This window comes from Oleidesulfovibrio alaskensis DSM 16109, from assembly GCF_000482745.1.
Taxonomy (GTDB): Bacteria; Desulfobacterota; Desulfovibrionia; order Desulfovibrionales; family Desulfovibrionaceae; genus Oleidesulfovibrio; species Oleidesulfovibrio alaskensis.
On record NZ_KI519495.1, the window covers coordinates 235,999 to 262,198 of the forward strand.

The window sequence follows — 26,200 nt, forward strand, 5'->3', positions numbered from 1 at the left end:
CAAAGGAACAGCCATGACAAACGCTCCTACCATATTGATAGTGGATGATGATCAGGCGCACAGAACCATGCTGCGCACCATGCTGCGCGGCTGGCAGTACTCGGCGGAAGAAGCCGACGACGGTTCCGTGGCCGTGAGCAAGGTGCAGGAGCGCGCATATGACGCCATCCTGATGGATATCCGCATGGCCCGCATGAGCGGCATAGAAGCCCTGCGGCATATCATGGCCCACAATCCGGCCATTCCCGTGCTTATCATGACGGCATATTCTTCGGTGAATACAGCGGTGGAAGCCCTGAAAATAGGTGCTTATGACTACCTGACAAAGCCGCTTGATTTCGACGAGCTGAAACTGACGCTGGAGCGCGCGCTTGATCACACGCGGCTGGCCTCGGAAAACAGAGAGCTGCGCAGCTCTCTGTCCGCGGGGCAGGCTGCCTCGCGCATTATCGGCCGCAGCGAGGCCGTGCGCCGGCTTACCGAGCTGGTGGCCACAGTGGCGCCCAGCGACGCCACGGTACTCATCACCGGAGAATCGGGCACAGGCAAAGAACTGGTGGCCAGAGCCATACACGAAGGAAGCAGCAGACGTGACAGACCGCTGGTAACCGTCAACTGCGCCGCCCTTACGGAATCGCTGCTGGAATCAGAACTGTTCGGCCACGAAAAAGGTGCTTTTACCGGTGCGGACAAAAAACGCGACGGGCGGTTTGTTCAGGCGGACGGCGGTACGTTGTTTCTGGATGAACTGGGCGAAATGTCTCTGGCACTGCAGGCAAAGCTGCTGCGTGCGCTGCAGCAGGGTGAAATCCAGAGGGTAGGCAGCGACAACCCGCTGAGAGTCGATGTACGCGTCATCGCCGCAACCAACCGCAATCTGACCGCAGAGGTGACCGCAGGCAGGTTCCGCGAAGACCTGTTTTACCGGCTCAACGTCATCGGCATAGCGGTACCGGCACTGCGGGAACGGCGCGACGACATCCCCCTGCTGGCCGGACACTTTCTGACCCGCTATGCCGAACGTAACCGCAAGATGCTCAAAGGATTCACCCCGCAGGCCATGAACTGTCTGGTCAACTATGACTGGCCGGGCAATGTGCGTGAACTGGAAAACGCCGTGGAGCGCGCCGTTATCATGAGCATGGGCGAATATGTCACCGGACGCGAACTGCCGCCGGACATTGCAGCGGCTGACGGCGAAACGGATATCACCGCAGCAGTGTCCGATACGGACACACCGCTGCCCGACACCGTCCATGACCCCTATGCGGGGCTCTCGCTGGAAAATCTGGAACGCCGCGCCATTGAGGCAACGCTGCGCGAATGTGCCGACAATAAAAGCGAAGCCGCCCGCCGGCTGGGCATCACCCGCGCAACACTGCACAACAAGCTGAAAAAATACGGCATGGAATAACCGGAAGACCGGAACCGGAACAAGACCTCCGGCGGGCAAGAGGCATGATTCCCCCTGCATCCCCCGTTGCGCATGTTCTGCCGCGGTCAGCTGACATCGAAGGGCTTACGGTTGCGGCTGCATGGCGGCAACCGCACGGCGCGTCGCGTTGCGGGCATCGCTGTGCCTTGCACGGGGCGCATTACAGTGGCGGAAGGTTCAGCCGCCCCCTGACGGGGTTTTCTTCAGGCTTCTCAGGCTTCTCAGGTTTCTCAGGCATCCGGCGGGCAAAATCCGCAAAATCAGGCAAACAGCGATTTATCTGATCCGATCAATGAAAGCGCCAGTTCCATTTCGCGTTCAAGGCGGTTTTGCACTGCGGAGCGCACGGCGTTGGTGGAGGAACCGAACTGCCTGCTGCGCAGGTCATAAACTGTGCGTATAAACCGCCCTTGAAATGCAGGATCGGTAAAAGAATCATCCTGTCCGGTTCTGCCCAGAGCCTGACGGAAAATGCGCGCTGCGCCTGTGGGCCCGTGCTGCACGGCGGTGCTCCACAGCACTTCGCCCAGAACACCGCTCATATGGTCGCGTTCAAGTACCGAGTTGCGGGTAACCTTTCGCAAAGCGGGAAGGAAATTGTTCTCCCGCACGAATCTGTTCTGCAATGATTCAAATCCTGCCGGATCAGCAGCGGCGATTTGCGCCCATACACGGGGCATTGCACCTTGCGTACCGCCGGTGTTGGCCGGCCCTGCGGCGTTGAGACGCTGCGCGTACTCGGGTGCTGCCCGCTGCAGAAAGCGGATAAAGGCATCCATGCTGCCCGCCCGCGAGGAAATCTGATATTTTCCGTAGGAGGTGCCGCCATGACGGTCGTAGCCGATGCTTGCCACGCCCTGCGTGCCGGACTCAAATTGCGCTGCCAGCCAGCCGGTAAGCGGTGCAGACTCCGCAACGCCGCCTGCGGCGTTCTTCCCGTCAGCAGGAGCAATCTTTCCGGCAGATTCGGGCGCAGCAGGTTCCTGCCGGAGCGCGCTCATGCCGTCCGGAGCTTCCGCGGCCTGCCGGTAGGCTGCAGCCGCACCGTTCCATGATATGCGGCCTCTTACTTCACCGGTTTCACTGCCCAGTCCCACGGCATCGGCTATGGCAGACCGCAACGAAGCCAGCCCTTCCACGGGCAGTGCCGCGGTACCGGCAGGTGCTCCGCCCGATGCCAGACCGGCCAGACCGGACGGGCCGGAGAGCACTCTGGTAAGGGTGGCCAGCGCTCTGGTATTCAGTAGATTCATGCTGCCCAGCATGGCGCCTTCAAGCGGAGATTCTTCTTTGCCGTCACCTTTGCCCAGCCCCAGAACATCATCAAGCAGCTTCTGACCGTTGCGTGACAGGGCGCTGCCGCCCAGCAGCTCCCCGAAGCGTCCGGTGCCGGAACCTGCAGCGGCGGCCTGCTGTGCAGGCAGTGTACGGCCGGTAACGGGCGTACGCAGAACCCTGTCCGCCCTCTGCAGGCTTATGGTGCTGAAAGGATCGTATGCCATGGTGCCTCCTCGCTCGGGGCAGTACCCCGCAGCAGGACTAGCAACCATAGTGCCGATATTTCATACCCTCTTTTTTCCGGCATGTTACCCTTGCAAAAAAACATGGACAGCAACCGGAACATGCAGGGCCGACGATTCTCCGACACGGCCGTACGGTTATGAAGATGCGGGCCGGTAGTAGCCTTTTGCCTCAGGCAGCAGCTGGCGGATGGCCTTTATGCGGTTTTCATCAGCAGGGTGGGTAGAAAGGAACTCCGGCGGTTTTTTGCCGCCCTTGGCAGCCATGTTCTGCCAGAAAGTCAGCGCGGCTTCCGGGTTGTACCCCGCCTTGGCCATAAGAATAAGACCTATCCGGTCGGCCTCGTATTCGTGGGTGCGGCTGTAGGGCAGCAGTATGCCCACGCCCACACCTATACCATACGCCGCCACCGCGGCCTGCGCCACCTCAGGCGATGTCTGGGAGCCCACGGCGATGGCCGTCCCCAGCTGCCCCAGCTGCGCCACAACCTGTGTGGAATACCGCTCCGCCCCGTGCCGCGCGATGGCGTGGCCCACTTCGTGACCGATAACAGCGGCCAGCTGCGCATCGTCTTTGGCGGCTTCAAACAGCCCTGTATACACAAATATTTTTCCGCCCGGCAGGCAGAAGGCGTTGGGTACGTCTTTTTTGACGGTATGAAATTCCCATTTATATTCAGGGTGTCCGGCCACGGCCGCTATGCGGCGTCCCACGCGGGTCACGGCACGGGCATAGTCGCTTGTGGTATCAATCTGCTCCGACTTAATCACTTTCTGCGCTTCAGAGGCCCCCAGCGCCATTTCCTGCTGCGAATCCATCATGATAAACTGGTTGCGGCCGGTATACGGCGCCTTGGCACAGGCAGAGACAACCAGTACCGCCACTGTCAGTGCGGCAAAAAGCCATTTTTTCATATTTCTGCGCATAATCCCGTCCTTACTGGCTTCCTGCCCGCCGCGGACTGCCCTCAGCGGGCAAAGCGCGGCACGTCAAACTTGACGCTGTTGGCATTTGTCGTATCTTCCCCTACCTGAAAGCATGTGACAGCCCGACGGCCGCACAGGCTTTATACACCAAGCACCCGAAAGGCCGCAACGCGCTCCGTCCGCGGAACCGCCTGCGAACAAGGACAACTCATGGGCAAAGACCTCATCATCGTCGAGTCTCCCGCCAAGGTGAAGACTATCAAAAAGTTTCTGGGCAACAAATATATGGTCCAGGCCAGTGTGGGACATATCCGCGACCTGCCGACCAAGGAGCTCGGCGTGGACGAGGAAAACGACTTTTCTCCTGACTATCAGGTAATTCAGGGAAAACAAAAGGTTGTTTCCGCCCTTCGCGAAGCTGCGGCAAAAGCTGATAATGTATTTCTGGCGCCCGACCCCGACCGCGAGGGCGAGGCCATTGCCTGGCATGTTGCTGAAATAATTGCCAAGGAAAACAAAAACATCAGCCGTATCCAGTTTAACGAGATTACCGCCCGCGCCGTGCGCGAAGCGCTGGAAAACCCGCGCGAGCTGAACCGGAGTCTGTTTGACGCACAACAGGCACGCCGCGTGCTCGACAGACTGGTCGGTTACAAAATTTCGCCCATTCTGTGGAACAAAATAAAACGCGGCATCTCTGCCGGCAGGGTGCAGTCGGTGGCGCTGCGGCTGATTGTAGACCGCGAACGCGAACGCTATGCATTCACATCGGAAGAATACTGGGTTTTCCGGGCCAATCTGGCCGCGGAAACGCCCCCGCCCTTCAAGGCGGAACTTTTCAAGGTGGATGACAAAAAACCCGCCATTGCCAGCGCGGAGCAGGCGCAGGAACTGGAAAAGTCCATTGAGGGCAAAGCGTTCATCGTGGATTCGGTGCAGGAGAAAGAACGCTCACGCAAACCGCAGCCGCCGTTCATCACCTCCACCCTGCAGCAGCTGGCCAGCCAGCGGCTCGGTTTTTCCGCCAAGCGCACCATGTCGGTGGCGCAGCGGCTGTATGAAGGCCTTGATCTGGGCGACATGGGCACCACGGCGCTCATCACCTATATGCGTACCGACTCCGTCCGCATTTCGGATGAAGCCCGCGACAGCGCGCGCGAGCTTATCGCCTCGCTGTACGGCAAAGAATACTGCCCCGCCAAGGCGCCCGTATACAAAACCAAAGGCTCGGCACAGGACGCGCACGAAGCCATCCGCCCTGTTGACGTAACGCTGACTCCGGACAAAATAAAAGGTCTGGTGGCACCGGAACAGTACAGCCTGTACCGCCTTATCTGGTCGCGGTTCATGGCCTCGCAGATGGCGCCTGCCCGCTTCCACGACACCACGGTGCTTATCGGATGCGGCGGCACGCAGTGGCGCGTAAAAGGCGAACGGCTGCTTTTTCCGGGGTATATGGCCGCCGCGCCTGCTTCGGCCAAAGAAGCCAATGTGGAGCTGCCCCCCATGCAGCAGGGGCAGAAGCTGGAACTGACCCTGCTGGAAAAAGAGCAGAAGTTCACACAGCCTCCCGCCCGCTATTCCGAAGCCTCTCTGGTGCGGGAGATGGAAGAAAAAGGCATCGGCCGTCCCTCAACGTATGCCAGCATCATTTCCACCATTGTAGACCGCGACTACACCCGTCTGGAAGAGAAGCACTTTGTGCCCACCGATCTCGGCTTTGTGGTGTGTGACATGCTTACCAACCACTTCGGCACGCTGATGGATATCGGCTTTACCGCGCAGATGGAAAATTCGCTGGATAAAGTGGCCGAAGGCGACCTTGACTGGGTGGCACTGATGAAGGACTTCACCAGCGACTTCAACCCTACGCTGGCATCCGCCGCCAAAGAGATGAAAACCGTGAAGGCGGGGCTGGAAACGGACATCGTGTGCTCTGAATGCGGCAAACCCATGGCCATCAAGTTCGGCAAGGCCGGCCCCTTTCTGGCATGCACCGGCTACCCCGACTGCAAAAACACCAGTAACTTCACGCGTGATGAAAGCGGAACAATACAGCTGGTTGAACGTGAGCAGGAAGAACTGAAACCCGTCGGCACCTGCCCCGAATGCGGCAAAGACCTTGTGGTCAAACAGGCACGCACGGGCAGCAGATTCATCGCCTGTACGGGCTATCCCGACTGCAAGCATACCGAACCGTTTTCCACCGGCGTTCCCTGCCCCAATGACGGCTGCGACGGCCAGCTGGTGGAAAAAAGCTCGCGCCGCGGCAAGATATTCTATTCCTGCAACCGGTACCCCCAGTGTGACTATGCCACATGGAACTGGCCTGTGGCCGAAGCCTGCCCGCAGTGCGATTCCAAAATTCTGACTATCAAGTCCACCAAGGCAAGAGGCAAACATATTGCCTGCCCTGCCTGCAAGTACACGCGGGCGCTGGAAGACGAAGAATAGCATGACGCGGGGCTTAACGGCCCCGCGTTTTTTTTGTGGATTTATGCTAGGGGCGGCTTCAGCCCGTCAGATATTCTGCAACCGGTATGCGGCGTTTTTGTATTACAGAACGCTTGCATAATGTTATACAAAGAACAGGCTCCGGCAGAGAAAAGAAACCGGCAGATAACCGAGCGCGGCAGGCGCAGAGCCGTGTCTGCGGCCTGTCCGGCCCGTATTCCGCGTCTGCCGCCATCCGGCATGCATGGCTGTGTCTGCTCCGCGGCTGGCATTACCGAAAATAAAACCCCGTCCGGAAAGGACGGGGTTTGTCTTTACGCGTAACCGCCGCCCCGGAGAGGCAGACGGTGCACCGGCTACAGGACCGGCAGATACCGCTTAAGCTCAAACTCGGAAACATGGGTACGGTAGGCATCCCATTCAATGAGCTTGTTGCCCACAAGATTCTGGTGCGTATGTTCGCCCAGCACTTCTTTCATCAGGGCGCTGTCCCGCAGGGCCACCGCGGCCTCGTACAGCGAACCGGGCAGCGAATCAATGCCCTTGGCGCTCAGGTCTTCGGCCTCCATGGCAAAGATATTCTCTTCCACCGCGCGCGGCACCTCGTACCCTTTTTCTATGCCTTCCAGACCTGCGCCCAGCATGGCGGCAAAGGCAAGGTACGGGTTGCAGGCGGGGTCGGGGTTGCGCAGCTCGATACGGGTTGCCGCTTCCTTTCCGGGTTTGTACATGGGCACACGGATAAGCGACGAACGGTTGCGCTGCGCCCACGCGATATACACCGGGGCCTCATATCCGGGCACGAGCCGCTTGTATGAGTTCACCCACTGGTTAGTGATGCAGGTAATCTCACTGGCATGGGTCAGCAGACCGGCGATGTAATGGCGGGCTTCGGCCGACAGGTGATGCGGGTCGTTGGCATCAAAGAAAGCGTTTTTACCGTTCTTGAAAAGAGACTGGTGCACATGCATGCCCGAGCCGTTTTCGCCGAAAATGGGCTTGGGCATAAACGTGGCGTACACGCCGTGTTTACGGGCAATCTCTTTGACCACAACCTTGTAGGTCATGGCTATATCAGCCATTTTCAGGGCTTCGTTGTACCGCAGGTCTATTTCGTGCTGCGAAGGAGCCACCTCATGATGGCTGTATTCCACATCTATGCCCATTTTCTGCAGGGCAAAAATAATGTCACGGCGCACTTCATTGCCCAGATCCAGCGGGGGCGCGTCAAAGTACCCTCCGGAATCAAGAGGTCTGGGGCATGTGGAGTCAGCGAAAAGGAAAAATTCCAGTTCCGGGCCTACATAATAGGTGTACCCCTTCTGTGCGGCCTTATCCACCAGCCTGCGCAGCACATATCTGGGGTCGCCTTCGTAGGGGTTGCCGTCGGGCGTGCGGATATCGCAGAACATGCGGGCCACGGGGCGGTCCATGGGACGCCACGAGCATATCTGAAAGCTTGAAGCGTCAGGAAACGCGATCATGTCGCTTTCTTCAATGCGGGTGAACCCGAGAATTGAGGAGCCGTCAAACCCCATTCCTTCTTCAAAGGCTGCTTCCAGTTCGTCAGGGGTTACCTGAAAACTTTTGAGGTTGCCCAGAATATCCACAAACCAGAACTGCACAAAGCTGACATTGTAGTCCTTCACGGCTCTGATGACATCATCGCCGTTTTTGCAGTTGAAGACGGGATAGTTTGTACTCATACGCTATTTCCTCTCGGTGGTTGGTTGCGGTGCATGAGACAAGGCGCCGCTGAGGAGGCAGACACGACGTTCCGCCCCGCAAGCGGACGGGCATGGCGGCTGATGAACCTGTACGGAACGTCATATCACATTTTTGCAAAACTAGCCATGAGACAAAACGGATTCAACGCAGAATTGCTTCCGTCATGCTCCTGATTCCGCTTGATAGCTTCTGGCGCAGAAAAAGGAAAGGCCCGCTGACGCGGGCCTTTACAGTGTCGGAAAAACAGGCGTCTGCCTATTTGATAAACAGCATTTCCTGATAGCTGGGCAGCGGCCACAGATCGTCAGCCACAATGTTTTCCAGCTGGTCGGCATAGCTGCGCACCTTTTCCATGGCGGGCAGCACTTTTTCGCGCATGAAAGCAGCCTCTTCAATCTCGGATTCAAAATGACTGTTCACAAGCGCATCCAGAGCGTCGGTATTCTGCTGCAGGCCGCGCAGCTTTTCGGTCAGGTCCGACAGCGTATGCGTCACAAAGTCCATGCCGATGGCCTTCATGTTTGCGCAGGTGGCTGCCAGTTCGCTCTGATAGCGCACTGCCGCGGGGAATATCTGGGTGCGGGCCATTTTCACCACCAGCGCGGCTTCGGTGTGAATGGTGCGGCAGTACTGCTCAAGGTAGATGCTCTGGCGGCTTTCCAGCTCGCGGCGAGAGAATACACCGTACTTTTCAAACAGTTCCACAACCTCTGGTGCGGTCAGCACGGGCAAAGCCTGCACCGAAGTGGGCAGATTTCTGAGGCCGCGGCGTTCCGCTTCCTTGTGCCATTCGTCAGAGTAGCCGTCACCGTTGAAAATAACGGCTTCATGCTCGGTGATGATATCGCGCAGCAGGCACTGCACGGCTTCGGGCAGCTTGCTCTGGTCGCCGCCGGTGGTTTTTTCCAGCTCGGTGGCAATGTAGTCCAGCGATTCTGCAAGCATGGTGTTCAAAGCCACCTGCGGACCGGCAATGGACATGTTGGACCCCACGGCACGGAACTCGAACCGGTTGCCCGTAAAGGCGAAGGGGCTTGTGCGGTTACGGTCGCCCGCATCCATGGGCAGGGGCGGCAGCGTATCCACACCCACCTGCAGCATGCCGCGTTTTTTGCACGACTTGGCACCGCCGTTCTTTATCTGTTCAAACACATCGGTCAGCTGTTCGCCCAGATACACGGACATGATGGCGGGCGGTGCTTCATTGGCGCCCAGACGATGGTCGTTGCTGGCAGATGCCACAACGGCGCGCATAAGATGACCGTACTTGTGCACGGAGCGGATCATGGCAGCGCAGAAAACAAGGAACTGGGCATTTTCGTGCGGGGTATCGCCGGGGTCAAACAGGCTGCCCAGTTTGCTGTTGCCAAGAGAATAGTTGACGTGCTTGCCCGATCCGTTGATGCCCGCAAAGGGTTTTTCGTGCAGCAGGCAGGCCATGCCGTAGCGCTTGGCAATGCTTTTAAGCGACGTCATGATTATCTGGTTGTGGTCGGTGGCAAGGTTGGACACCTCGAACACGGGGGCTATTTCGAACTGTGCGGGGGCCACTTCATTGTGGCGGGTTTTCACCGGCACGCCCAGTTTGTACAGCTCGTGCTCCACTTCCAGCATAAAGGCCAGCACCCGCCGCGGCACCGTGCCGAAATAATGGTCTTCGAATTCCTGCCCCTTGGCCGGTTTTGCCCCCAGCAGGGTACGGCCTGCAAGCTGCAGGTCGGGACGCGCAAAAAAGAAGTTGCGGTCGATCAGAAAATATTCCTGCTCGGCACCGGCGTAGGAAACCACCCTGTCGCCCGTATCAGTGCCGAAAAGGCGCAGCACGCGGCGCGCCTGCGTGTTCAGGGCCTGACTGGCGCGCAGCAGCGGAGTCTTTTTATCCAGCGCCTCGCCCGTCCACGAAACAAACGCCGTGGGAATGCACAGAAACGTTCCGTTGGGGTTTTCAATGATGTACGCGGGGTTGGTCACATCCCATGCGGTGTAGCCGCGGGCCTCGAAAGTGGCGCGCAGTCCCCCGCTGGGAAAGCTGGAAGCGTCCGGTTCGCCCTGAATGAGCTGGCTGCCGCTGAATTCCGCCAGCACGTTACCGTTGCCGTCAGGGGTAAGAAAGCCGTCATGCTTTTCAGCCGTCAGCCCGTTGAGCGGATAGAAAACATGCGTGTAGTGCGTGGCACCCTTGGACATGGCCCAGTCCTTCATGGCGGTGGCCACCACATCCGCCACCGAAGGATCCAGCTTTTCGCCCTGCTCGATGGTGCGCATGAGCGACTTGTACACCTTTTTGGGCAGACGCTCGCGCATGACTTTATCATTAAATACATTCGAGCCGAACAGTTCCGTGGGCGTCGAGTCCGCAAAGCTGAATGCCGGCGTTCCGGCCTTGTAGTTGGTAACTGCCGCAATCGCGTTCAGTCTTGCCTGATGTCCGCTCATTCTGCTGCTCCTTACTAGGGTCTTGAACATTGCATGGATGTGGGGCGGGTTGATCCGCAAAAAACCTGTGTACCACATTGCAGAGTCGGTGCCAACAAACCCGGAAGTAACTATTACAGCATGTTATGAAAAATGCCTGTTTTTTGTTTAAATTAATTTTTACATAAATGTTTAAAAATAGCATTACGAAAACATCTTAGTTAACTTTTTTGTCAAAATAGCGACTTTCTGCACATAACCCCCTCCGCCGTGCCGCGCGCACGCTGTGATGCCGCACTCTTGACCGCAACCACCAATCCGCCTATCCCTTCGCAAGAAGCAGCAGCCGCGCACAGACAGGCCGCCCATTGTTCTACCAGCCACGCGAAGGAGACTCTTTTATGAAACGTACGCAGATACTCGACGCCCTCAACGCATCCGCCCCCTGCGACGATATCCGCATCTGCGGATGGGTGCGCACCCGCCGTGATGCCAAAGGCTTTTCCTTTCTCGAACTCAACGACGGGTCGTGCCTGACCAATATACAGGTTATCGTCGATGAAGAGACCGATGCCTACCGTTCGGTGGGAGAAGCCACCACGGGCGCTTCGGTGGACATCCGCGGGCAGCTGGTGGAATCGCCGGGCAAAGGGCAGAAATGGGAAGTGCGCGCCGCAACCATGACGCTGCTGGGCAAAGCCGACCCCGAAACTTTTCCGCTGCAGAAAAAACGCCATTCCGACGAATACCTGCGCACCATCGCGCATCTGCGTCCGCGCACCAACAAATTCGGCGCCGCGTTCCGCATCCGCGCGGAAGCAAGCTACGCGGTGCACTCATTTTTCCGCGAAAACGGCTTTTTCAACGTGCACACGCCCATTCTCACCGGTTCGGACTGTGAAGGCGCCGGAGAAATGTTCCGGGTGACCACCCTGCCCGCGGTGGGCGCATCGGCACCCGCAGAAGGTTCGGTGTTTGACGGGGACTTTTTCGGCAAGGAATGCAGCCTGACCGTTTCCGGTCAGCTGGAAGCTGAAATAATGGCACAGAGTCTCGGCAAGGTTTACACCTTCGGTCCCACTTTCCGCGCCGAAAATTCCAACACACCGCGCCATGCCGCCGAATTCTGGATGGTCGAGCCGGAAATGGCCTTTGCCGACCTTGAAGACGACATGCAGCTGGCAGAAGACATGGTCAAGTATGTAATCAGCCATGTGATGAAGCATTGCGCAGCTGACCTGGACCTGTTCTGCAAGTTTGTGGATAAAGAGCTTTCCGCGCGGCTTGAAAACATTCTCGCCCACCCCTTTGCCCGCGTCAGCTACACGGAAGCCATCGAAATCCTGAAAGCCAGCGGCAGAAAATTTGAATACCCCGCGGAGTGGGGCGCAGATCTGCAGACCGAACATGAGCGCTATCTGGCCGAAGAACACTTTAAAAAGCCTGTGGCTGTCTATGACTACCCCAAAGAAATCAAGGCTTTTTACATGCGTCTGAATGATAACGGCAAAACCGTGGCCGCCATGGACCTGCTGGTGCCGCGCATCGGCGAACTGGTTGGCGGTTCGCAGCGCGAAGAGCGGCTGGACGTGCTGGAAGCCCGCATAAAAGAACTGGGCCAGAATCCTGATGATTACTGGTGGTACCTGGAACTGCGCAAATTCGGCACCGCTCCCCACGCCGGCTTCGGCATGGGGTTTGAGCGTCTGCTCATGCTGCTTACCGGCATCGGCAACATCCGCGACGTCATTCCCTTTCCCCGTACGCCGCGGCATCTGGAATTTTAGCCTCTCCGGCAGCCCGTACATAAAAAAAGCTCTGCATCTGCAGAGCTTTTTTTGTGCGTACTCCCTGAATTTCCGGAATCCGTTGCCATAGCCCTACAGACGTTATATGCTGTATGCCAGTCTGTCGTACTGAAAGGAGGCGCACTATGGAAATCAAACGGATACTGCTCCCTGTGGACGGTTCGAAAAGCTCTCTGACCGCTGCCGGAGAAGCGGCCAGCCTCGCCAATATATTCACGGCCGACGTGCTGCTTGTGCACTGCAACGAAGTGTTCCCCAATCTTAAGCAGCACCTTGACTATGCCCGCGAAGTGGCAAAGCTTTCCAACGAAATCCTCGGTCCGGCACGCGATATTCTGCAGGACCATAACATCCGGTATGTTGAACGCGTGGTGGATGGTTCTCCAGCAGAAGAAATCGCCGAACTGGCCCGCAGGGAAAAATGTGATCTCATCGTCATGAGTTCGCGCGGACGCACCGTGCTGGAAGGGCTGCTGCTGGGCAGCGTCACACAGCGCGTGCTCAAGCTGGCCCCCTGCAGGGTGCTTGTCATACCCGCAGGCTCATAGCCGCACCTGTCTGCGCCGGTATTTACGCAGGGCCTGCCACCGCAGGCCCTGTCGCATAAGCAGGCCGCAAAAAAACGTTAAACAGGATAATCAGGCAGATTCGCGCATGCAGCGTGCATAGTGCAGCAGGTCCTGCGCCATAAACTGTATGCTGTGATAAAAAGCAAAAAACTGCAGCAGCTTCTGCAGATAAAAGCGGCGGGTGGCGCCTTCGCTGCGCAGTGCGGCAAGCCGTGTTTCACACGCCTGCAACGCACTCTCCAGATGCTCCGTACAGGGCACCTCACCGGCGCCGATGGCTTTCATGCCTTCCATGGTGGCTTCTGCCAGTGTGCGCAGCTCGTGCTTCATAATCACGTCATACCCCTCGCCCTGCGTGTTATTAAGGGCGTGCAGCATGGCGCGCAGGTGAGCCGCACACTTGGCCAGCGTATCTACCTTCAGCGAAAGCAGCCGGACATCGTCGTGGTACAGAATCCGCTCGTGGCTGGCCACCTTGCGGTACAGGGTCTTGTCTTCCAGCACTCCGGCATTGAAGCCGTCCAGCATGCCGGCATCCAGTTCTTTCTGCGAATCAATGAATGCCTCCATCATCAGCTGGTACAGACGGGCACCTTCGGCAAACTGCGCACGCAGACGCTGGCGCAGCACTTCGCCCACCCGCTGGGGCCACAACGTGACGGAAACAAGAAACGCACACCCTACCCCCACGGTGATTTCCAGCACACGAAACAAACCGAACATGACAGGCTGCGGCTGCCCGTAACTGGCCAGCACCACGATGCATACCGTGATGGCAGCCATACGGTACCGGGCATTGTACCGGGTCATGTATGCGCAGAACGCCACAGAAACAAAAAGCGACAGCAGATGCATGGGCAGCGTATCGGGAAACGCCAGAATGGCAAAAACCCCGATGACGGCCCCCACAGCGGTCCCCGTAAACCGGTACCACCCCATCTGCAATGAATCCGCCACGTTCATCTGCATGACGATAACGGCTGATATGGCGGCCCAGTACCCGAACTTGAAGCCGAAATACTCTGCCAGCCAGTAGGAAAGCACCGCCGCAAGGCCGGTTTTGAAACCGTGGCGCACATGCGCAGTGCCTGATGTGGGATCGTGATATGCCATATATAACCTGAGTAAACCGCGACGGCGCTGCCCGCAGCTAGTCGCGCGCCAGAATATCCTTGTCTATGATGGGCCGGTCCCATACGCAGTTGATAATAGCACGTTTGATAAAACGCTCCAGCGGCAGCGAATCATCATACTGGTCGCAGGTTTTGGTAAACGCCTCGACCTTCTGCGCGTCGTTGAACCGTCCGGGGTGCTTTTCCTCGATGGCCCGCATAACTGCACGCAGCAGGTCAATATCCTCTTTGTCGGGAAATACAAGATGTTCTCCGCTCATTTTTTTCATCCTCAAAAATCTTGTTATATCAATAAGACAGACACACAACAGCGTCTTTACTGCCTGCACAGTGCCAGCAGTGTTTCCCTGTTTTTCTCTTTGTTCAAAAAGTCATAGCGCAGCACCCGCCAGCCGTCCCACGGCAGCGCGGCGCAGAAATCGTGTACCGCTGCGGCTTCTGCACTGCCGCCCGCATGACCTGTATACAGATGCAGCGTCACAAGCCCTCCCGCACGCAGCAGCGGCATAACCGCCCTGAGTGCCGCCTCGGTGGTGTGCCAGGTGGTGACCACCTGCTTGTCGCTGCCGGGCAGATACCCCAGATTGAACATGGCGCAGGCCAGATTTTCAGTACCGGCAGGCAGCAGCCTGCCTGCCGCTTCATGTCCGGCATGAAACAGCGTCACCTGCCTTTCCGCACCGTGCCGCTGCAGACGCCTGGCCGTATTTTCCAGTGCCTGCGCCTGCACGTCAAATCCGTACACCCGCCCCTGCGGTCCCACAAGACCTGCCAGAAACAAGGTGTCGTGACCGTTACCCGCGGTGGCGTCCACAACGGTATCTGCGCTGCGCACAACCTGACGCACAAGTCCGTGCGTAAATTCCAGTATGGAGGGGATGCCCCCATCAGGCGTTCTGCTCATCTGATCCCCCTGCAGGCATTGCACATGTGCATCATGCTGCACAAAAAGCTGCACGGTGCTGTCCGCTTATGCACAACACCTTGCACCTGAAGACCGCCTCTCATTTGTAACACCCCGGAATAACAGAAATGAACATTTTGGCACGCCCTGTGCTTTATGGTCTGCATAGGTGAGGTTATGAATATGTACACTGTCCCGACACAACCTGCTGCAACCTGCAGACCCGTTCCTCCTTCCGGGTCATCGTTTATCGCCGGAGCCCTGCGTGCCCTCTCCGCCCAAGAGCGGCAGCGTGTCTACCAGACCATGAACTGGTGGAAGGCCACGGCACCCCATACAGCGGGACAGCTGCAAGACTCCCCCTGTTCTTCCCTTACCTGATGACTCCCTTTGCCCGGCCGGAAGATACTCCGGCAACTCCAAAGGCCCCTTACGGGGCCTTTCGGCGTTTCAGTCAGGCTTTCCCGATGACTTCCAGCGGGTCCTGCGCGCTGGTCTGTGCAAAAAACAGCGTGCGGTCAAAGGGGCCGAACTCTCCTTTTTCCGCCACCAGTGTAAAATATTCCACCCGCGCATACCGGCGCAGACGCTCTTCGGTGATGCCGTTGGCCCTGTAATATTCCTCACGGCGCACCGGACGGTTAGACTCGGTCAGGTCATACACGGCTTCGGGTGTTTCCGCCCAGGCGTGCAGCACCCACTGCCCGTCGCGCCTTACCCACCCATGTACCACACCGAACTCTTCCACTTCGCTGGCCACTTCCATGGCTGCATCAAAACACAACGGTCTGTACGGCATTCCGTGCTCCTTATTCAGACGGGGACATGCCGCGCAACGCCAGCGCGGCCGCGCCCATGGCGTTGCCCACTTCATACAGTTCGGGAAAAACAGCCCGGGTTCCCAGCCGCGCGGCCACCCCGGGCACCAGATACCGTGCAGCCGCGCCAATGCCCACCACGGGCACCGCAAGCCGTACGGAAACATCAAGCAGAGAAAAAGACTGACGCCGTGTCAGAAATCCCGCAAAATTCGCCCCGACCTCTCGGCGGGCCACATGCTGCAGTATGGCCTCCTCAATACGGGCTTCAGCCCGCTCAAGAACATTACGGCTGAAGGTCACAGCATCTTCACCCCGCAACGCCGCCAGCGCCCGCGCCATCCGCAGCGATGCGCCGGCATCTCCCAGCTGCAGGGCACCGGTCACATGCAGTGCGTCCGTGGGCGTAAATCCGCACTCAAAAATTTTCTGCCCGCGGGCCAGCCGCATCATGCGGCCGTTATAGGTGACCTCGGCCATGGACAACGCGGCCAGCAGTTCTGCCAGCGGCATGACGCGCCGTGCGCACAGCAGCTGCAGCAGCGCATCGCCGGAGCAGGCATCGCCTTCCAGACCGGCACCGGCACAGACACAGCGCCCGCCCAGCCCCGGACCTGCCCACAAGGCAGGGTCGGGCAATTCCACCCCCCAGGCGGCGGCCATGCATACGGGCACCACCCGCGCAGGTCCGAGAGACAGTGTTCCCACGGGGTCCAGTTCCACCAGACTGTCGCCCCCCACAGCCACGGTAAACATCTCCACGGCATCTACGTGCGTCTGCCATTCGCCCACCAGCATGCCGCCGGTATCAATAACCGGCCGCCCCTCGTGCACAATGGTCATATCAGTGGTTGTTCCGCCCACATCAACCACCAGCACGTCCTGCGGCTGCTGCCCCGCATAGTCGCAGCACGCCGTGGCCGCGTATTGCGCACCGAAGCATGCCGTGGCCGCGGGCCCGCTGGCCACTGTGCTGGCCGCACTGCGCACCGCCTGTTCCATGCCCATGGTCGAAGCGTCGCCGCGCACCACCTGCACCGTTCCCCTGATGCCCTGCTCGTCCAGAGCCTTGCGCACACCGGCCAGAAACTGTTCCATCACCGGCAGCAAGCGGGCATTCAGCACCGCCGTGGTGGCCCGTTCACGCATTCCCGCCTGCATGCTCACCTCGTGCGAACAGAACACGGGCAGACCGCTGGTCAGCCGGATGGCCTCTGCCGCCACCAGCTCATGAGCCGGATTGGCGTAACTGTGCAGCGAGCACACCGCATATGCATCCACCCTGCCATGCAGGTCTTTCAGGTGATCCAGCAAAAATTCCAACCCCAGCGGTTCAGCTTCGGTACCGTCCTGTCTGTGGCCGCCGGGCACATAACGGGCGGCAGCGGCAGGAACCTCCATACGCTGGTTGAAACCGATGACGATCAGCCCCACATCCACGCCTTTGTTTTCCAGCAGGGCGTTGGTGGCCAGCGTGGTGGAAACCGCCGTGCTGCGGACATCAGCCGGATTGATGCCTGCCTTCAGCAGCACATCACCTATGGCTGCAGCAACCCCCGTACTGGGCTGATAGTGTGTTGTGGGCCTCTTGGCACGCGCCACGGCGTGCCCTCCGGCTATGTCCACCACCACGGCATCGGTGTATGTGCCGCCGGCATCCACTCCGATGACAAACCCGCCGTCAGGGGCTGCCGTCCGGTTCTGCTCTGTAAAGTCACTCATGATTCCCGCTCCGTCTTCTGCTGTCCGCCGATGGTTCCGGACGGCTGTGATACCGCCCGTTGCCTTGGTTTGGCAATGGCTGAACCGTCAGGCATAGACATTGACTATGACACGCGCAGCGTTTCATCGGAACAAACTATTTGCCCGCTGCCGGAACCTCCTGCACACGAAAGAGACCCGCCCCCTTACACACAGGGCTCACCGCAACTTCAGCATCGGAGGAACAATGAGCAACCCGGCATACACAGCAATGTGGGAAAAACTCAATCTCGACATTCCCGCTCATGACGGACTTCTGGAAGTACTGGGCAAATTTTACGGCGATATCTACATGTCGCAGCAGGGCCGCCTGCAGGGCATGGAATATCTGGATTTTGTACTTTCAGAAGTACACGGTCTGCGCATACAGGAACTGCAGCAGGCTAAAGAGCAGGGCAAGAAGATCATCGGCACGTTCTGTGTCTTTGTTCCCGAAGAAATCACACTGGCTGCCGGTGCCGTGCATGTGGGGCTGTGCTCCGGTGCCGATGCAGGAACCGAAGAAGCGGAAAAGCTCGTTCCCCGCAATACCTGCGCCCTTATCAAATCCTTCATCGGTTTCAAACTGGCACGCCTGTGTCCGTTTACCGAATCCTGTGATCTGGTGGTGGGAGAAACCACCTGCGACGGCAAGAAAAAAGCTTATGAAGCCTTTGCAGAACATGTTCCCATGCATGTGATGGAGGTACCCAACACAAAAAGCGATGCCGCGCGCGATCTTTTTAAAACCGAAGTGCTGCGCTACATGCAGGCGTTGCAACAGCTCACCGGCACGGCCATAACTCCGCAGGCGCTTGCCTCGGGCATCCGCACCGTCAACGCCAAACGCCGGGCACTGCAGCGTCTTTCCGCCCTGCGCAGCGCCGATCCCGCCCCCATATCCGGACGGGACGCCCTGCTTATCAATCAGGTTTCATTCTACGACGACCCGGAACGCTTCACCCGCTCCATAAACACGCTGTGCGACCAGATGGAAGAACGCATAGCGCGCAAGGAAGGCATAGCCCCCGCAGGCACACCGCGTCTGCTGCTTTCAGGATGCCCCATGGCCGTCCCCAACTGGAAACTGCCTTACATCATGGAAAGCTCCGGCGCCGTGATAGTGGGAGAAGAGTCCTGCATCGGCACGCGCAACACACGCGACCTTGTGGATGAATCGCAGGAGACCCTTGACGGAATGATAGACGCGCTGGTGGACAGATATATGAAAATCGACTGCGCCTGCTTTACCCCCAACACGGAACGGCTGCACAATGTCACCGCCATGGCGCAGGAACTGAAAGCGGACGGCATAGTGCACTATGCCCTCAAGTTCTGTCAGCCCTATGCGCACGAAGCCTTTAAAATTGAAAAAGCAGCCCGCGAGAAAGACATCCCCGTACTCAGTGTGGAAACCGACTACTCCATGGAAGACGCGGAACAGCTGAAAACCCGCGTTGAAGCTTTTGTGGAAATGGTGCGCGGATAAATGCTCACAGCCGGCATAGACATAGGGTCGCGCTCCATCGAACTGGTGGTCCAAAAGGACGGTACAACCGTACACAGTGCACGCTCTGACACGACCTTTGACCCCAGAACACAGGTGCGGGCGGTCATGCAGGGGTGGCGCCCGGATATTCTGGTGGCCACGGGCTACGGCAGAGCACTTGTGGAGCAGATGGATATGGCCGGCCGGGTGGAAACCGTAACGGAAATCAAGGCGCACGCTCTGGGTGCCGCGTCGTGCTTTCCGCAGGCCCGGACAGTACTGGACATAGGCGGACAGGACACCAAGGCCATTGCCCTTACCCCGCAGGGCAAAGTGGCGCGCTTTGAAATGAACGACCGCTGCGCCGCGGGTACCGGCAAGTTTCTGGAATACACGGCCACGGTGTTTCAGATTCCCGTGGCCGAGTTCGGCCTGTACGCGCTGAAAGGACAAAATCCGCCGGTCATCAGCAGCATGTGCACCGTTTTTGCCGAAACAGAGGCAACATCACTCATGGCGCAGGGCATCGCCGCCCCGGACATCGCTCTCGGGCTGCACTGTGCCATAGCGCGGCGCACGCTTTCCATGCTGGACCGCATTGACTGTCAGCCCCCGCTGGTTTTTGCCGGCGGGGTGGCCCGCAACCCGTGCATGCGCATGCTCATCGCCCGCGAGCTGCGCCTCATACAGGACGAAACACTGCTCGTGGCCGACAGGCCCGACATGAACGGCGCACTGGGTGCCGCGGTGCATGCACTGCGGCTTGCTACCGCCGGCTGACCCGGCAACAATCCGGCCCCTTCCGCTGTGGCGGAAGGGGCTTTTTTTCGCCCGCAGTTCAGAACGGCTGGCCGCCGTTTACCTGAGACATGAAACCGTAGGTGCCGCCCCCGCCCGACCTCACTGTTTTAATGGCCGCAATAAGTGCCTTGTCTGTTTGCGCGTCGGCAGCGGTCCATTCGATAACCGCATGGCCGAACACCACCGGAACCATGCCCTGCGCCCATATACGCACCATCCGCGTGGCACCGGGCGGCAGAGCAAAGCTACCGTTGCCCGCCCTCAGCTGCACGGGCGCCCCTATTCTGTTGCCTGTAAACACATTGCACAGGCTGCTCACATCCTTGCCGTCATGATCATACACCGTAACCCTGCAGGTTACATCGCTTTCTGAAACATTGGTGATAAACAGGTTGGTGATAAAATCCCATGCCTCGTCACGGGCTTCAACACCGGTAACCAACGCTCGGCCACGGGGCTGAAACGTCATATCCTCCGCCACGGCATACGAAGCCGTTGCAGACACCAGCACCGCGCAGGCCATCAGGACAGCCAGTATACTGTATCGCATCACGTTCTCCTTTTTTCCGGATGCGTTCTGCCGGACACACTCCTTGTGCGATACTCAGGTAGTTGCACAAAACAGCCGGTTGTGTCTAACACCGTACAGTTTGCGCCTTACGCCCGCGCTTATGCAGGAGGACCCTATGGAACTGGAAATTGATCTGCTGCGCTGCTTTGCCGCGGTGGCGGAAGAAGGCGGCTTCACTGCGGCGGGCAGCCGTATTGGCCTTACGCAGTCCGCCGTCAGTCAGCGCATACGCAGACTGGAAGACAGGCTGGGGCGCAGGCTTTTGGTGCGCACAACCCGTACCCTGAGCCTGAGCACCGAAGGAGAAATGCTGCTGCATTACGCCCAGCGCATGCTGGCCCTGCATGACGAAGCACTTGCGCGGCTGAGTGCTTCCAGCATCAAAGGGGCCTTGCGCATCGGATTTGTGGACTATTTCGGGCCTGACGCCATGCCGGAAACCATCCGGCAATTTATCAGAAGCTTTCCGGACATCCACCTTGAACTCCATGCCGGGCTGGGCATGGAACTGCGCCAGCTTTTCGACCACGGCAAACTGGATGTACTGGTGGCAGGCGATGACGGACAGCACACCGGAACCTGTATTGCCCGCGATACTCTGGTCTGGGCCTGCCATACCGCATACAACTGCGCCGCAGCGCGCCCTGCGTTCATGCTTGACCACCTTGCAGCTGAACCGGCGGCCACCGGTGCTCCGGTACCGCTGGTGGCGCTGCCGCTGCCCTGCGTGTTTCGCAGCGCGGCCATTGCCGCACTGGAATCACTGCAGCGCCCATGGGAGGTGGTCTTTACCGCCACGGGCATGGCCAGCGTACTTGCTGCCGTACGCGCCGGACTGGGCATCACCGTGCTGCCCCGCAGCGCCCTGACCCCCGACCTGAAAATTCCCGCACCGGAGGAAGGGTTCCCCCCGCTTCCGGCCTTTTCCACCTGCATCTACGCCAACGACAATGTCAATCTGCAAGCACTGGAGGCGCTTACCCGCCACCTGCGTCAGCAGCTTGGTACACAGCGGGCATAGCCCGCACAGCCTTACCCGCACACAAAAATCCCCTGCACCGGCACGCGGTGCAGGGGATTGCGGCATTGCTGCCGCACGTCATATTTCGGTTATTATCCGATCCTGAGGCCAGCGGGATTTGGGTGTCACCGCATTGAAATCATCAGCGGCACTAAACCCCAGAGCCACAATGACCGAGGGCTTGTACCCTTTCTCCGTCAATCCCAGCTCTTTTTCCAGCACTTCGTGATCAAAGCCTTCCATGGGGCATGCGTGTATGCCCAGATGTGCCGCACCGGACAACAGATTACCAAGGGCGATAAACGTCTGCTTCTCCATCCAGTGAAAAGCGTCCTGCAACTCGTTACGGTGCAGCATGGCAAAAAACTCACGGCCTTTTCTGTTGGCGGCCTTCGTTTCTTCAGAAGGAAAACGACCGTCCCGCTCTTCCTGCTCAAGCACCTGTGTGGTGTATTCCGTGTCGATATCCGTTTTTGTGCACAGCACCACAACATGAGAAGCATCGCAGATTTTTGATGCGTTAAATGCGTAAACCCCGTGTGCTGCCTTTGCCACGCGCTGCCTGCCTTCATCCGTACCGGCAATGACAAAATGCCACGGCTGAGAGTTGGTCGAAGAAGGACTGAGTTGCAGAATATCCTTCACCGCCTGCACGGTTTCGGCGTCCAGCCTGCGGTCCGGATCAAACTTTTTTGTGGTGTATCTGGTGGTAAGAGCTTCAATATAGCTATGCATGACTGCCTCCCTGCGATGGTCTGCGGTTCCTGAAGTTACGATGTAATAATGGCCGGTCATGCGCCTGAAGTAAAATTACTATTTACAGCCGCTTTAATTAATCTTGCTAATGTATAGCCGCACATTCTCCCGCCGCGGAATTCTACCCCACTTGCCGCATTGCGCCCGGATGTGTATCCACAACGCACCGGCCCGTTTTCATTTCAGCCGAGGAGTAACCACCATGCCGCTGTCCAAGCCACGCCGCGCCGCTTCCCCGGGCAGGCTTGACGCTCTTGATGCACTGCGCGCCGTTGCCATTGTCATGGTGGTCTGTATTCATGTGCTGGGCTACTGCCTGCCGCTGCCGCCTGCACAGTATGCCGTGATTTCATTTGTGGTGCAGACCGCCGGTGTCGCCACTTTTTACCTGACAGACGGCTATCTGCTGGCATTCGGCAGGGCTCATAAAGAACACCACCACCGGCAGTTCATGCAAAAAAGCGCCCGCAGGCTGCTGGTTCCGTGGATTGCTTTCACGGTGCTGTACACTGCGGCTCGCTATGCCTTCGAGCTTGCCGGGCTGATGGACAATTACGCAATCGCAGGGCGCTCTCCGGCCGAAGTGGCAACCGCGGCATACAGCTCTGTGTACGCTCCGCAGCTGTATTTTCTGGCGTCGCTGTTTCTCATCAGGGCCGTGTGCCCCGTTACGGCGGCCCTTATGCTTAAAATGCCTGTGTATGCGGCAGGCGCACTGCTGGCTGCAGGAGTTTGGGCTTTGAACAGCTACGGCATCAGCGGCCTGTTTCCCTTCTCTCTGCTGGCCGGTTTCCCGGGGCAGGAACCGGTTCTCCATGCCGTCCACGGGCTGCAGTTTCATGCCTGCGGCATGCTGCTGTGGCGCCTGCACAACCGTTACGGTCTGCGACCTCTGGTTCTGACCACCTTTCCCGTTCTGGGCCTCTGTCTGCTTGGTCTCCTTACAGGCAATCTGCACCTGCCAAGGATAACGCAATACGCTTATCTGCTTTCACTCTTTTTATTTTTTGCCGCTACCGGCTTCCACCCCGCGCCGTTGCTTTGGCTGGGCAGAAACACCATGGGAATCTACCTGCTCCATACTCCGATAATTCTCAAAGCCGTATCCATGGCTGTGAACCGACTGGTCACCATACCTCTGCTTTCATTCACACTCATCACATGCGGTGTTGTACTGGCAAGCGTGACGGCAATCCCGCTGTTGCGCCGGTTGCCGGCGGGACACCTGCTGCTGGGCGAATATCCACCGGCAAAAAAGCAGGCCGGCCCCCCGACGCCGCGTTCCCGCAGAGAGCCGCAAAGCAACCGGTCCGTTTAAACATGAACAACGCCCCACCAAAAGCGCGGCCCTGACGCCACGGGTAACACCGGCGGGGCCCCGCACAGAGTTCCGTAGAGGACATACCGCCTGCAAAGACGGTCAGAAGCCCGCTCCGCGCAGTTCCTTCCGCAATAACGCCGCTATGCTTTCCCGCTGCGGGACATTACCGTGATGCACAACCCGTCCGTCAATAACCAGCACAGGGGTCATCAGAAAGCCCGCAGCAGCGGCTGCCAGACGGCACGGTTCCAGCGCCCGGTCAAGTTCCGGCGACCAGCGGTCCGCCGGACGCAAGGCCACCTTTCCGGACGGTCCCGCCGCCAGACGGTATACTTCTTCCCAGTCCATATGAATATCCGCAGCTGAGGCCACATGTCCGGCTGTACCTATGCGGCAGCGCAGTGCATCACCCAGCTGTACCGCCTCCGGAGCATCAAAGGCACAGTGACGCAACACCCAGTTCCCTCCTTCCGGGGCCTCCTGCTGCAGCAGCAGTCCCAGCAGGTCACAGCGCGGGCAAGGCGGCTCTGTTCCGATTACAAGTATATCCACAGTTTTTTTCATTATTCAGCCTTCCCTCGGCAAATTTGCGCACATGTTTCCCCGCAGGGCATACCATGTCAACAGGACAGGCAGACTGCTGTCTCGGGTGCAGATCAAAATCCGGACTGAAATAAACGGAAACCACGCATGCGGAAGACGCCTGCAGCGACATTCCGGTGGCCGACCGGCACCAGCGCGGCGCAAAAGAGGCAGGAAACGAAGACGACCCTTGAGTCAGATAAGGCCTTCTTTCAGGTCGTCGGAGGATTCAGCGGTTATTCGTAAGGATACCCGTTGCCGAATTCTCCGGCGCGGGGGTTGGGATACTGGCGTTCCGCAATCAGTTTCTGTATGCCCTGAGACCGGTCTGTCCAGTGCATGTGCAGAAACTGCTCAGCCTTATGGCTCATAGGATGTTCAAGCCAGTCCTTGTACAGTTTGATTACCTGCGGGTTGTCCTGCGATGCCCGATGCACAAACGTTTTGTCCGCAGCGTAGACACTGTTTATGCGGTCGGTCATATACTCTTTAACCTGCTTGACCGCTGCCAATGCCTTTCCGGTAAAGCGGATACCAACAATTGCAGCGCCGCAGGCCATGCAGCCGGCTTTCAGAAACTGACGACGGGTGAATGCAGCAATACTCATTTCATCCTCCTATGCCTTGCTGGACGACATTCTGTTCAGACGCTCTTTGAGTCCGGCAAAGGTTCTGGAAACTTTGCGGTCCATAGCTTCCAGTACTCCGGGCATCACAGGCTGACCGCCACCGCAGACACATCCTCCGGGGCAGGCCATAAACTCGATGAAATGCCACGGGCTTTTCCCTGTCTTAATCACCTCGCATACTTCCGCAAAACGCTTTGCTCCGTGAACCACCGCCACGTTTATCTTTGCATCGCCAATGGTGACAGTACCTTCTTTGATACCGTTCAGGCCGCGAACCATCGTAAAATCCCAGCTCGACGGTTTTTTGCCGGTCACAGCCTCGTAGGCATAACGCAAAGCCGCTTCCATAACACCGCCGGATACACCGAAAATCGTGGCTCCACCGGTGGAATCACCCATCAACGTGTCCCGCTTGCCGTCCGGCAGAGCGGCGAAATCAATGCCTGCCTTTTTTATCATGTAGGCCAGTTCGCGGGTGTCTATGGTTGCGTCAATGTCTTTGTAGCCGCTGGACCACAGGTCCGCGCGCATGCCCTCATACTTTTTAGCGGTACAGGGCATAATGGAAACCGTATAAACCTTGGACCGATCATATTTCATCACATCCGGTCCATACGTTTTGGCCAGTGCGCCCATCATCCCGATGGGAGATTTGCAGCTTGAAAGATGCGGGAACAACTCAGGATAAAAGCTTTCCACATATTTGTGCCAGCCGGGGCAGCAAGAGGTAAACTGAGGAAGCGGCTTGTCAATCTGCCCTGTAAGGCGTTTGACAAACTCGGTGCCTTCTTCCCATATGGTGACATCTGCAGTGAACTCATTGTCCCATACGTGGTCAAAGCCCAGCATCTGCAAAGCTGTCAGCATCTTTCCCGTGGTTACCGTGCCCACCGGCATGCCGAAACATTCTCCAAGCCCATACCGGACAGCAGGAGCCGGCATGGCGATTACCTTGATCTCCGGATCTTTGATTTTTTCACTCAGCTCCCGAACCCAGGACTGCACCTCGTAAATGGCTCCGACAGGGCAATGAGTAAGACACTGCCCGCAATTGATGCAGATTTCTTCATGAGGAATACTATGCGCACTCCCGGTATCGCCAAATATGGCGCCCGTCGGGCAATACTCCTGACAGGTATCGCAGCCGATACATTTTTCCGGATCAATCTGGATGAAAAAAAGTTCATCCGGATTCGCTCGCGGGTCAGGCGACTGATCCACATACTGAATCTTTTCCATTTCAACCAAGTTCATAGCTACCTCCGTCTATTATAAGGGGATTTCCACGGCGTACCAAAAGCCGAAGAATACCATTGGAACCTAGAGCATGCGAATTCATGATATTATGTGAATACTTTTTTTAAATTAGTAACACTCTATGAGGTTATCATCCTTCTGGCAATTACTAATTGCATAATATGCTCTCATCATACCACTACCGCAGCCGTACGCCCGAAGCAGTGGGGCTGACCGGTACAGGGCGGGCGCAACGGGGGATGCAAGGGGAATCATTCCCCTTGCCCGCCGGAGGCGTATTTATGGTTGCTTAGTAACTGCCTCCGGCGGGCAGGGAGATGAT

Annotated in this window: 22 protein-coding genes; 8 read left to right on the forward strand and 14 right to left on the reverse strand. The window is 58.0% G+C overall.

The features are described 5' to 3' along the window. Positions 1-13: 13 nt before the first annotated feature. Positions 14-1,414, forward strand: a complete 1,401-nt coding sequence (locus tag H586_RS0116465; RefSeq protein ID WP_027182566.1) for a sigma-54-dependent transcriptional regulator — start codon at positions 14-16, stop codon at positions 1,412-1,414. Between the two features lie 281 nt (positions 1,415-1,695). Here the strand turns inward: H586_RS0116465 and H586_RS19665 are convergent, their stop codons facing one another. Together H586_RS19665 and H586_RS0116475 are read right to left on the reverse strand one after the other, a co-directional pair. Then, positions 1,696-2,937 (reverse strand): VgrG-related protein, encoded by a 1,242-nt coding sequence (locus H586_RS19665; RefSeq protein WP_051364077.1) that lies wholly within the window; start codon positions 2,935-2,937, stop codon positions 1,696-1,698. Positions 2,938-3,093: 156 nt separating this feature from the next. After that, positions 3,094-3,882 (reverse strand): M48 family metallopeptidase, encoded by a 789-nt coding sequence (locus H586_RS0116475; RefSeq protein WP_011366283.1) that lies wholly within the window; start codon positions 3,880-3,882, stop codon positions 3,094-3,096. A gap of 210 nt (positions 3,883-4,092) precedes the next feature. On the opposite strand from H586_RS0116475, the gene topA reads away from it, so the two are divergent. After that, positions 4,093-6,336, forward strand: coding sequence for a type I DNA topoisomerase (topA, locus tag H586_RS0116480; RefSeq protein WP_027182567.1), 2,244 nt, complete (start codon positions 4,093-4,095; stop codon positions 6,334-6,336). 356 nt (positions 6,337-6,692) lie between these two features. Here the strand turns inward: topA and H586_RS0116490 are convergent, their stop codons facing one another. Continuing rightward, the gene (locus H586_RS0116490) at positions 6,693-8,042 is read right to left on the reverse strand and encodes a glutamine synthetase family protein (protein ID WP_011366281.1); all 1,350 of its coding nucleotides are present in this window, start codon (positions 8,040-8,042) and stop codon (positions 6,693-6,695) included. A 277-nt stretch (positions 8,043-8,319) separates the two neighbouring features. Beyond that, positions 8,320-10,500: a glutamine synthetase III family protein gene (locus H586_RS0116495; RefSeq protein WP_011366280.1), complete on the reverse strand. Its 2,181-nt coding sequence runs from the start codon at positions 10,498-10,500 to the stop codon at positions 8,320-8,322. 380 nt (positions 10,501-10,880) lie between these two features. On the opposite strand from H586_RS0116495, the gene asnS reads away from it, so the two are divergent. Further along, positions 10,881-12,266 (forward strand): asparagine--tRNA ligase, encoded by a 1,386-nt coding sequence (asnS, locus tag H586_RS0116500; protein ID WP_027182569.1) that lies wholly within the window; start codon positions 10,881-10,883, stop codon positions 12,264-12,266. Positions 12,267-12,412: 146 nt separating this feature from the next. Beyond that, a complete protein-coding gene (locus H586_RS0116505) occupies positions 12,413-12,835 on the forward strand; it encodes a universal stress protein (RefSeq protein WP_011366278.1) in 423 nt (140 codons plus the stop codon). A 90-nt stretch (positions 12,836-12,925) separates the two neighbouring features. Here H586_RS0116505 and H586_RS0116510 read toward each other — a convergent pair whose 3' ends face one another. From H586_RS0116510 to H586_RS0116530, 5 genes are all read right to left on the reverse strand, one after another. After that, on the reverse strand, positions 12,926-13,969 hold the full coding sequence (locus tag H586_RS0116510; RefSeq protein ID WP_027182570.1) for an FUSC family protein: 1,044 nt from the start codon (positions 13,967-13,969) through the stop codon (positions 12,926-12,928). A 37-nt stretch (positions 13,970-14,006) separates the two neighbouring features. After that, positions 14,007-14,249: a hypothetical protein gene (locus H586_RS0116515; protein WP_011366276.1), complete on the reverse strand. Its 243-nt coding sequence runs from the start codon at positions 14,247-14,249 to the stop codon at positions 14,007-14,009. Positions 14,250-14,305: 56 nt separating this feature from the next. Further along, positions 14,306-14,893 carry a tRNA 5-(aminomethyl)-2-thiouridylate-methyltransferase MnmM gene (gene mnmM, locus H586_RS0116520; protein ID WP_027182571.1) on the reverse strand — a complete coding sequence of 196 codons (588 nt, stop codon included), beginning with the start codon at positions 14,891-14,893 and terminating at the stop codon, positions 14,306-14,308. A gap of 454 nt (positions 14,894-15,347) precedes the next feature. Further along, entirely contained in the window at positions 15,348-15,692 is a 345-nt protein-coding gene (locus H586_RS20865; protein ID WP_011366274.1) for a hypothetical protein, read from the reverse strand. A 10-nt stretch (positions 15,693-15,702) separates the two neighbouring features. After that, entirely contained in the window at positions 15,703-17,433 is a 1,731-nt protein-coding gene (locus H586_RS0116530) for a hydantoinase/oxoprolinase N-terminal domain-containing protein (protein ID WP_051364078.1), read from the reverse strand. A 226-nt stretch (positions 17,434-17,659) separates the two neighbouring features. Between H586_RS0116530 and H586_RS0116535 the strand changes: the two genes are divergently transcribed. Further along, complete coding sequence (locus H586_RS0116535; RefSeq protein WP_027182573.1) at positions 17,660-18,940, forward strand: double-cubane-cluster-containing anaerobic reductase; 1,281 nt, start codon at positions 17,660-17,662, stop codon at positions 18,938-18,940. Continuing rightward, on the forward strand, positions 18,941-19,720 hold the full coding sequence (locus H586_RS0116540; RefSeq protein ID WP_027182574.1) for an acyl-CoA dehydratase activase: 780 nt from the start codon (positions 18,941-18,943) through the stop codon (positions 19,718-19,720). It begins immediately after the preceding gene. A gap of 58 nt (positions 19,721-19,778) precedes the next feature. On the opposite strand, the gene H586_RS0116545 is transcribed toward H586_RS0116540, so the two are convergent. Next, positions 19,779-20,291 (reverse strand): hypothetical protein, encoded by a 513-nt coding sequence (locus H586_RS0116545; protein ID WP_027182575.1) that lies wholly within the window; start codon positions 20,289-20,291, stop codon positions 19,779-19,781. Between the two features lie 136 nt (positions 20,292-20,427). On the opposite strand from H586_RS0116545, the gene H586_RS19670 reads away from it, so the two are divergent. Beyond that, on the forward strand, positions 20,428-21,333 hold the full coding sequence (locus H586_RS19670; protein WP_051364079.1) for a LysR family transcriptional regulator: 906 nt from the start codon (positions 20,428-20,430) through the stop codon (positions 21,331-21,333). 78 nt (positions 21,334-21,411) lie between these two features. Here the strand turns inward: H586_RS19670 and nfsB are convergent, their stop codons facing one another. After that, entirely contained in the window at positions 21,412-22,068 is a 657-nt protein-coding gene (nfsB, locus tag H586_RS0116555; RefSeq protein WP_027182576.1) for an oxygen-insensitive NAD(P)H nitroreductase, read from the reverse strand. A gap of 223 nt (positions 22,069-22,291) precedes the next feature. Between nfsB and H586_RS0116560 the strand changes: the two genes are divergently transcribed. Continuing rightward, positions 22,292-23,407: an acyltransferase family protein gene (locus H586_RS0116560; RefSeq protein ID WP_027182577.1), complete on the forward strand. Its 1,116-nt coding sequence runs from the start codon at positions 22,292-22,294 to the stop codon at positions 23,405-23,407. A 102-nt stretch (positions 23,408-23,509) separates the two neighbouring features. On the opposite strand, the gene H586_RS0116565 is transcribed toward H586_RS0116560, so the two are convergent. The 3 genes from H586_RS0116565 to H586_RS0116580 all read right to left on the reverse strand — a co-directional run bounded on the left by H586_RS0116565 (position 23,510) and on the right by H586_RS0116580 (position 25,875). After that, positions 23,510-23,962: a thioredoxin family protein gene (locus H586_RS0116565; protein WP_162147982.1), complete on the reverse strand. Its 453-nt coding sequence runs from the start codon at positions 23,960-23,962 to the stop codon at positions 23,510-23,512. 266 nt (positions 23,963-24,228) lie between these two features. Then, entirely contained in the window at positions 24,229-24,600 is a 372-nt protein-coding gene (locus H586_RS0116575) for an iron hydrogenase small subunit (RefSeq protein WP_011366265.1), read from the reverse strand. 9 nt (positions 24,601-24,609) lie between these two features. Continuing rightward, positions 24,610-25,875, reverse strand: a complete 1,266-nt coding sequence (locus tag H586_RS0116580) for a [FeFe] hydrogenase, group A (RefSeq protein ID WP_011366264.1) — start codon at positions 25,873-25,875, stop codon at positions 24,610-24,612. Between the last annotated feature and the right edge of the window lie 325 nt (positions 25,876-26,200).

Excerpts from the sequence above, each read along its gene's own strand:
- H586_RS0116540 (WP_027182574.1), top strand. The coding sequence starts at position 18,941 with ATGCTCACAGCCGGCATAGACATAGGGTCGCGCTCCATCGAACTGGTG.
- H586_RS0116575 (WP_011366265.1), bottom strand. The coding sequence starts at position 24,600 with ATGAGTATTGCTGCATTCACCCGTCGTCAGTTTCTGAAAGCCGGCTGC.
- H586_RS0116510 (WP_027182570.1), bottom strand. The coding sequence starts at position 13,969 with ATGGCATATCACGATCCCACATCAGGCACTGCGCATGTGCGCCACGGT.
- H586_RS0116495 (WP_011366280.1), bottom strand. The coding sequence starts at position 10,500 with ATGAGCGGACATCAGGCAAGACTGAACGCGATTGCGGCAGTTACCAAC.
- H586_RS0116515 (WP_011366276.1), bottom strand. The coding sequence starts at position 14,249 with ATGAGCGGAGAACATCTTGTATTTCCCGACAAAGAGGATATTGACCTG.
- nfsB (WP_027182576.1), bottom strand. The coding sequence starts at position 22,068 with ATGCATAGCTATATTGAAGCTCTTACCACCAGATACACCACAAAAAAG.
- H586_RS0116475 (WP_011366283.1), bottom strand. The coding sequence starts at position 3,882 with ATGCGCAGAAATATGAAAAAATGGCTTTTTGCCGCACTGACAGTGGCG.
- H586_RS19665 (WP_051364077.1), bottom strand. The coding sequence starts at position 2,937 with ATGGCATACGATCCTTTCAGCACCATAAGCCTGCAGAGGGCGGACAGG.
- H586_RS0116560 (WP_027182577.1), top strand. The coding sequence starts at position 22,292 with ATGCCGCTGTCCAAGCCACGCCGCGCCGCTTCCCCGGGCAGGCTTGAC.
- H586_RS0116490 (WP_011366281.1), bottom strand. The coding sequence starts at position 8,042 with ATGAGTACAAACTATCCCGTCTTCAACTGCAAAAACGGCGATGATGTC.
- mnmM (WP_027182571.1), bottom strand. The coding sequence starts at position 14,893 with ATGAGCAGAACGCCTGATGGGGGCATCCCCTCCATACTGGAATTTACG.
- H586_RS19670 (WP_051364079.1), top strand. The coding sequence starts at position 20,428 with ATGGAACTGGAAATTGATCTGCTGCGCTGCTTTGCCGCGGTGGCGGAA.
- H586_RS0116505 (WP_011366278.1), top strand. The coding sequence starts at position 12,413 with ATGGAAATCAAACGGATACTGCTCCCTGTGGACGGTTCGAAAAGCTCT.
- H586_RS20865 (WP_011366274.1), bottom strand. The coding sequence starts at position 15,692 with ATGCCGTACAGACCGTTGTGTTTTGATGCAGCCATGGAAGTGGCCAGC.
- asnS (WP_027182569.1), top strand. The coding sequence starts at position 10,881 with ATGAAACGTACGCAGATACTCGACGCCCTCAACGCATCCGCCCCCTGC.
- H586_RS0116530 (WP_051364078.1), bottom strand. The coding sequence starts at position 17,433 with ATGAGTGACTTTACAGAGCAGAACCGGACGGCAGCCCCTGACGGCGGG.
- topA (WP_027182567.1), top strand. The coding sequence starts at position 4,093 with ATGGGCAAAGACCTCATCATCGTCGAGTCTCCCGCCAAGGTGAAGACT.
- H586_RS0116545 (WP_027182575.1), bottom strand. The coding sequence starts at position 20,291 with ATGCGATACAGTATACTGGCTGTCCTGATGGCCTGCGCGGTGCTGGTG.
- H586_RS0116535 (WP_027182573.1), top strand. The coding sequence starts at position 17,660 with ATGAGCAACCCGGCATACACAGCAATGTGGGAAAAACTCAATCTCGAC.
- H586_RS0116465 (WP_027182566.1), top strand. The coding sequence starts at position 14 with ATGACAAACGCTCCTACCATATTGATAGTGGATGATGATCAGGCGCAC.
- H586_RS0116580 (WP_011366264.1), bottom strand. The coding sequence starts at position 25,875 with ATGAACTTGGTTGAAATGGAAAAGATTCAGTATGTGGATCAGTCGCCT.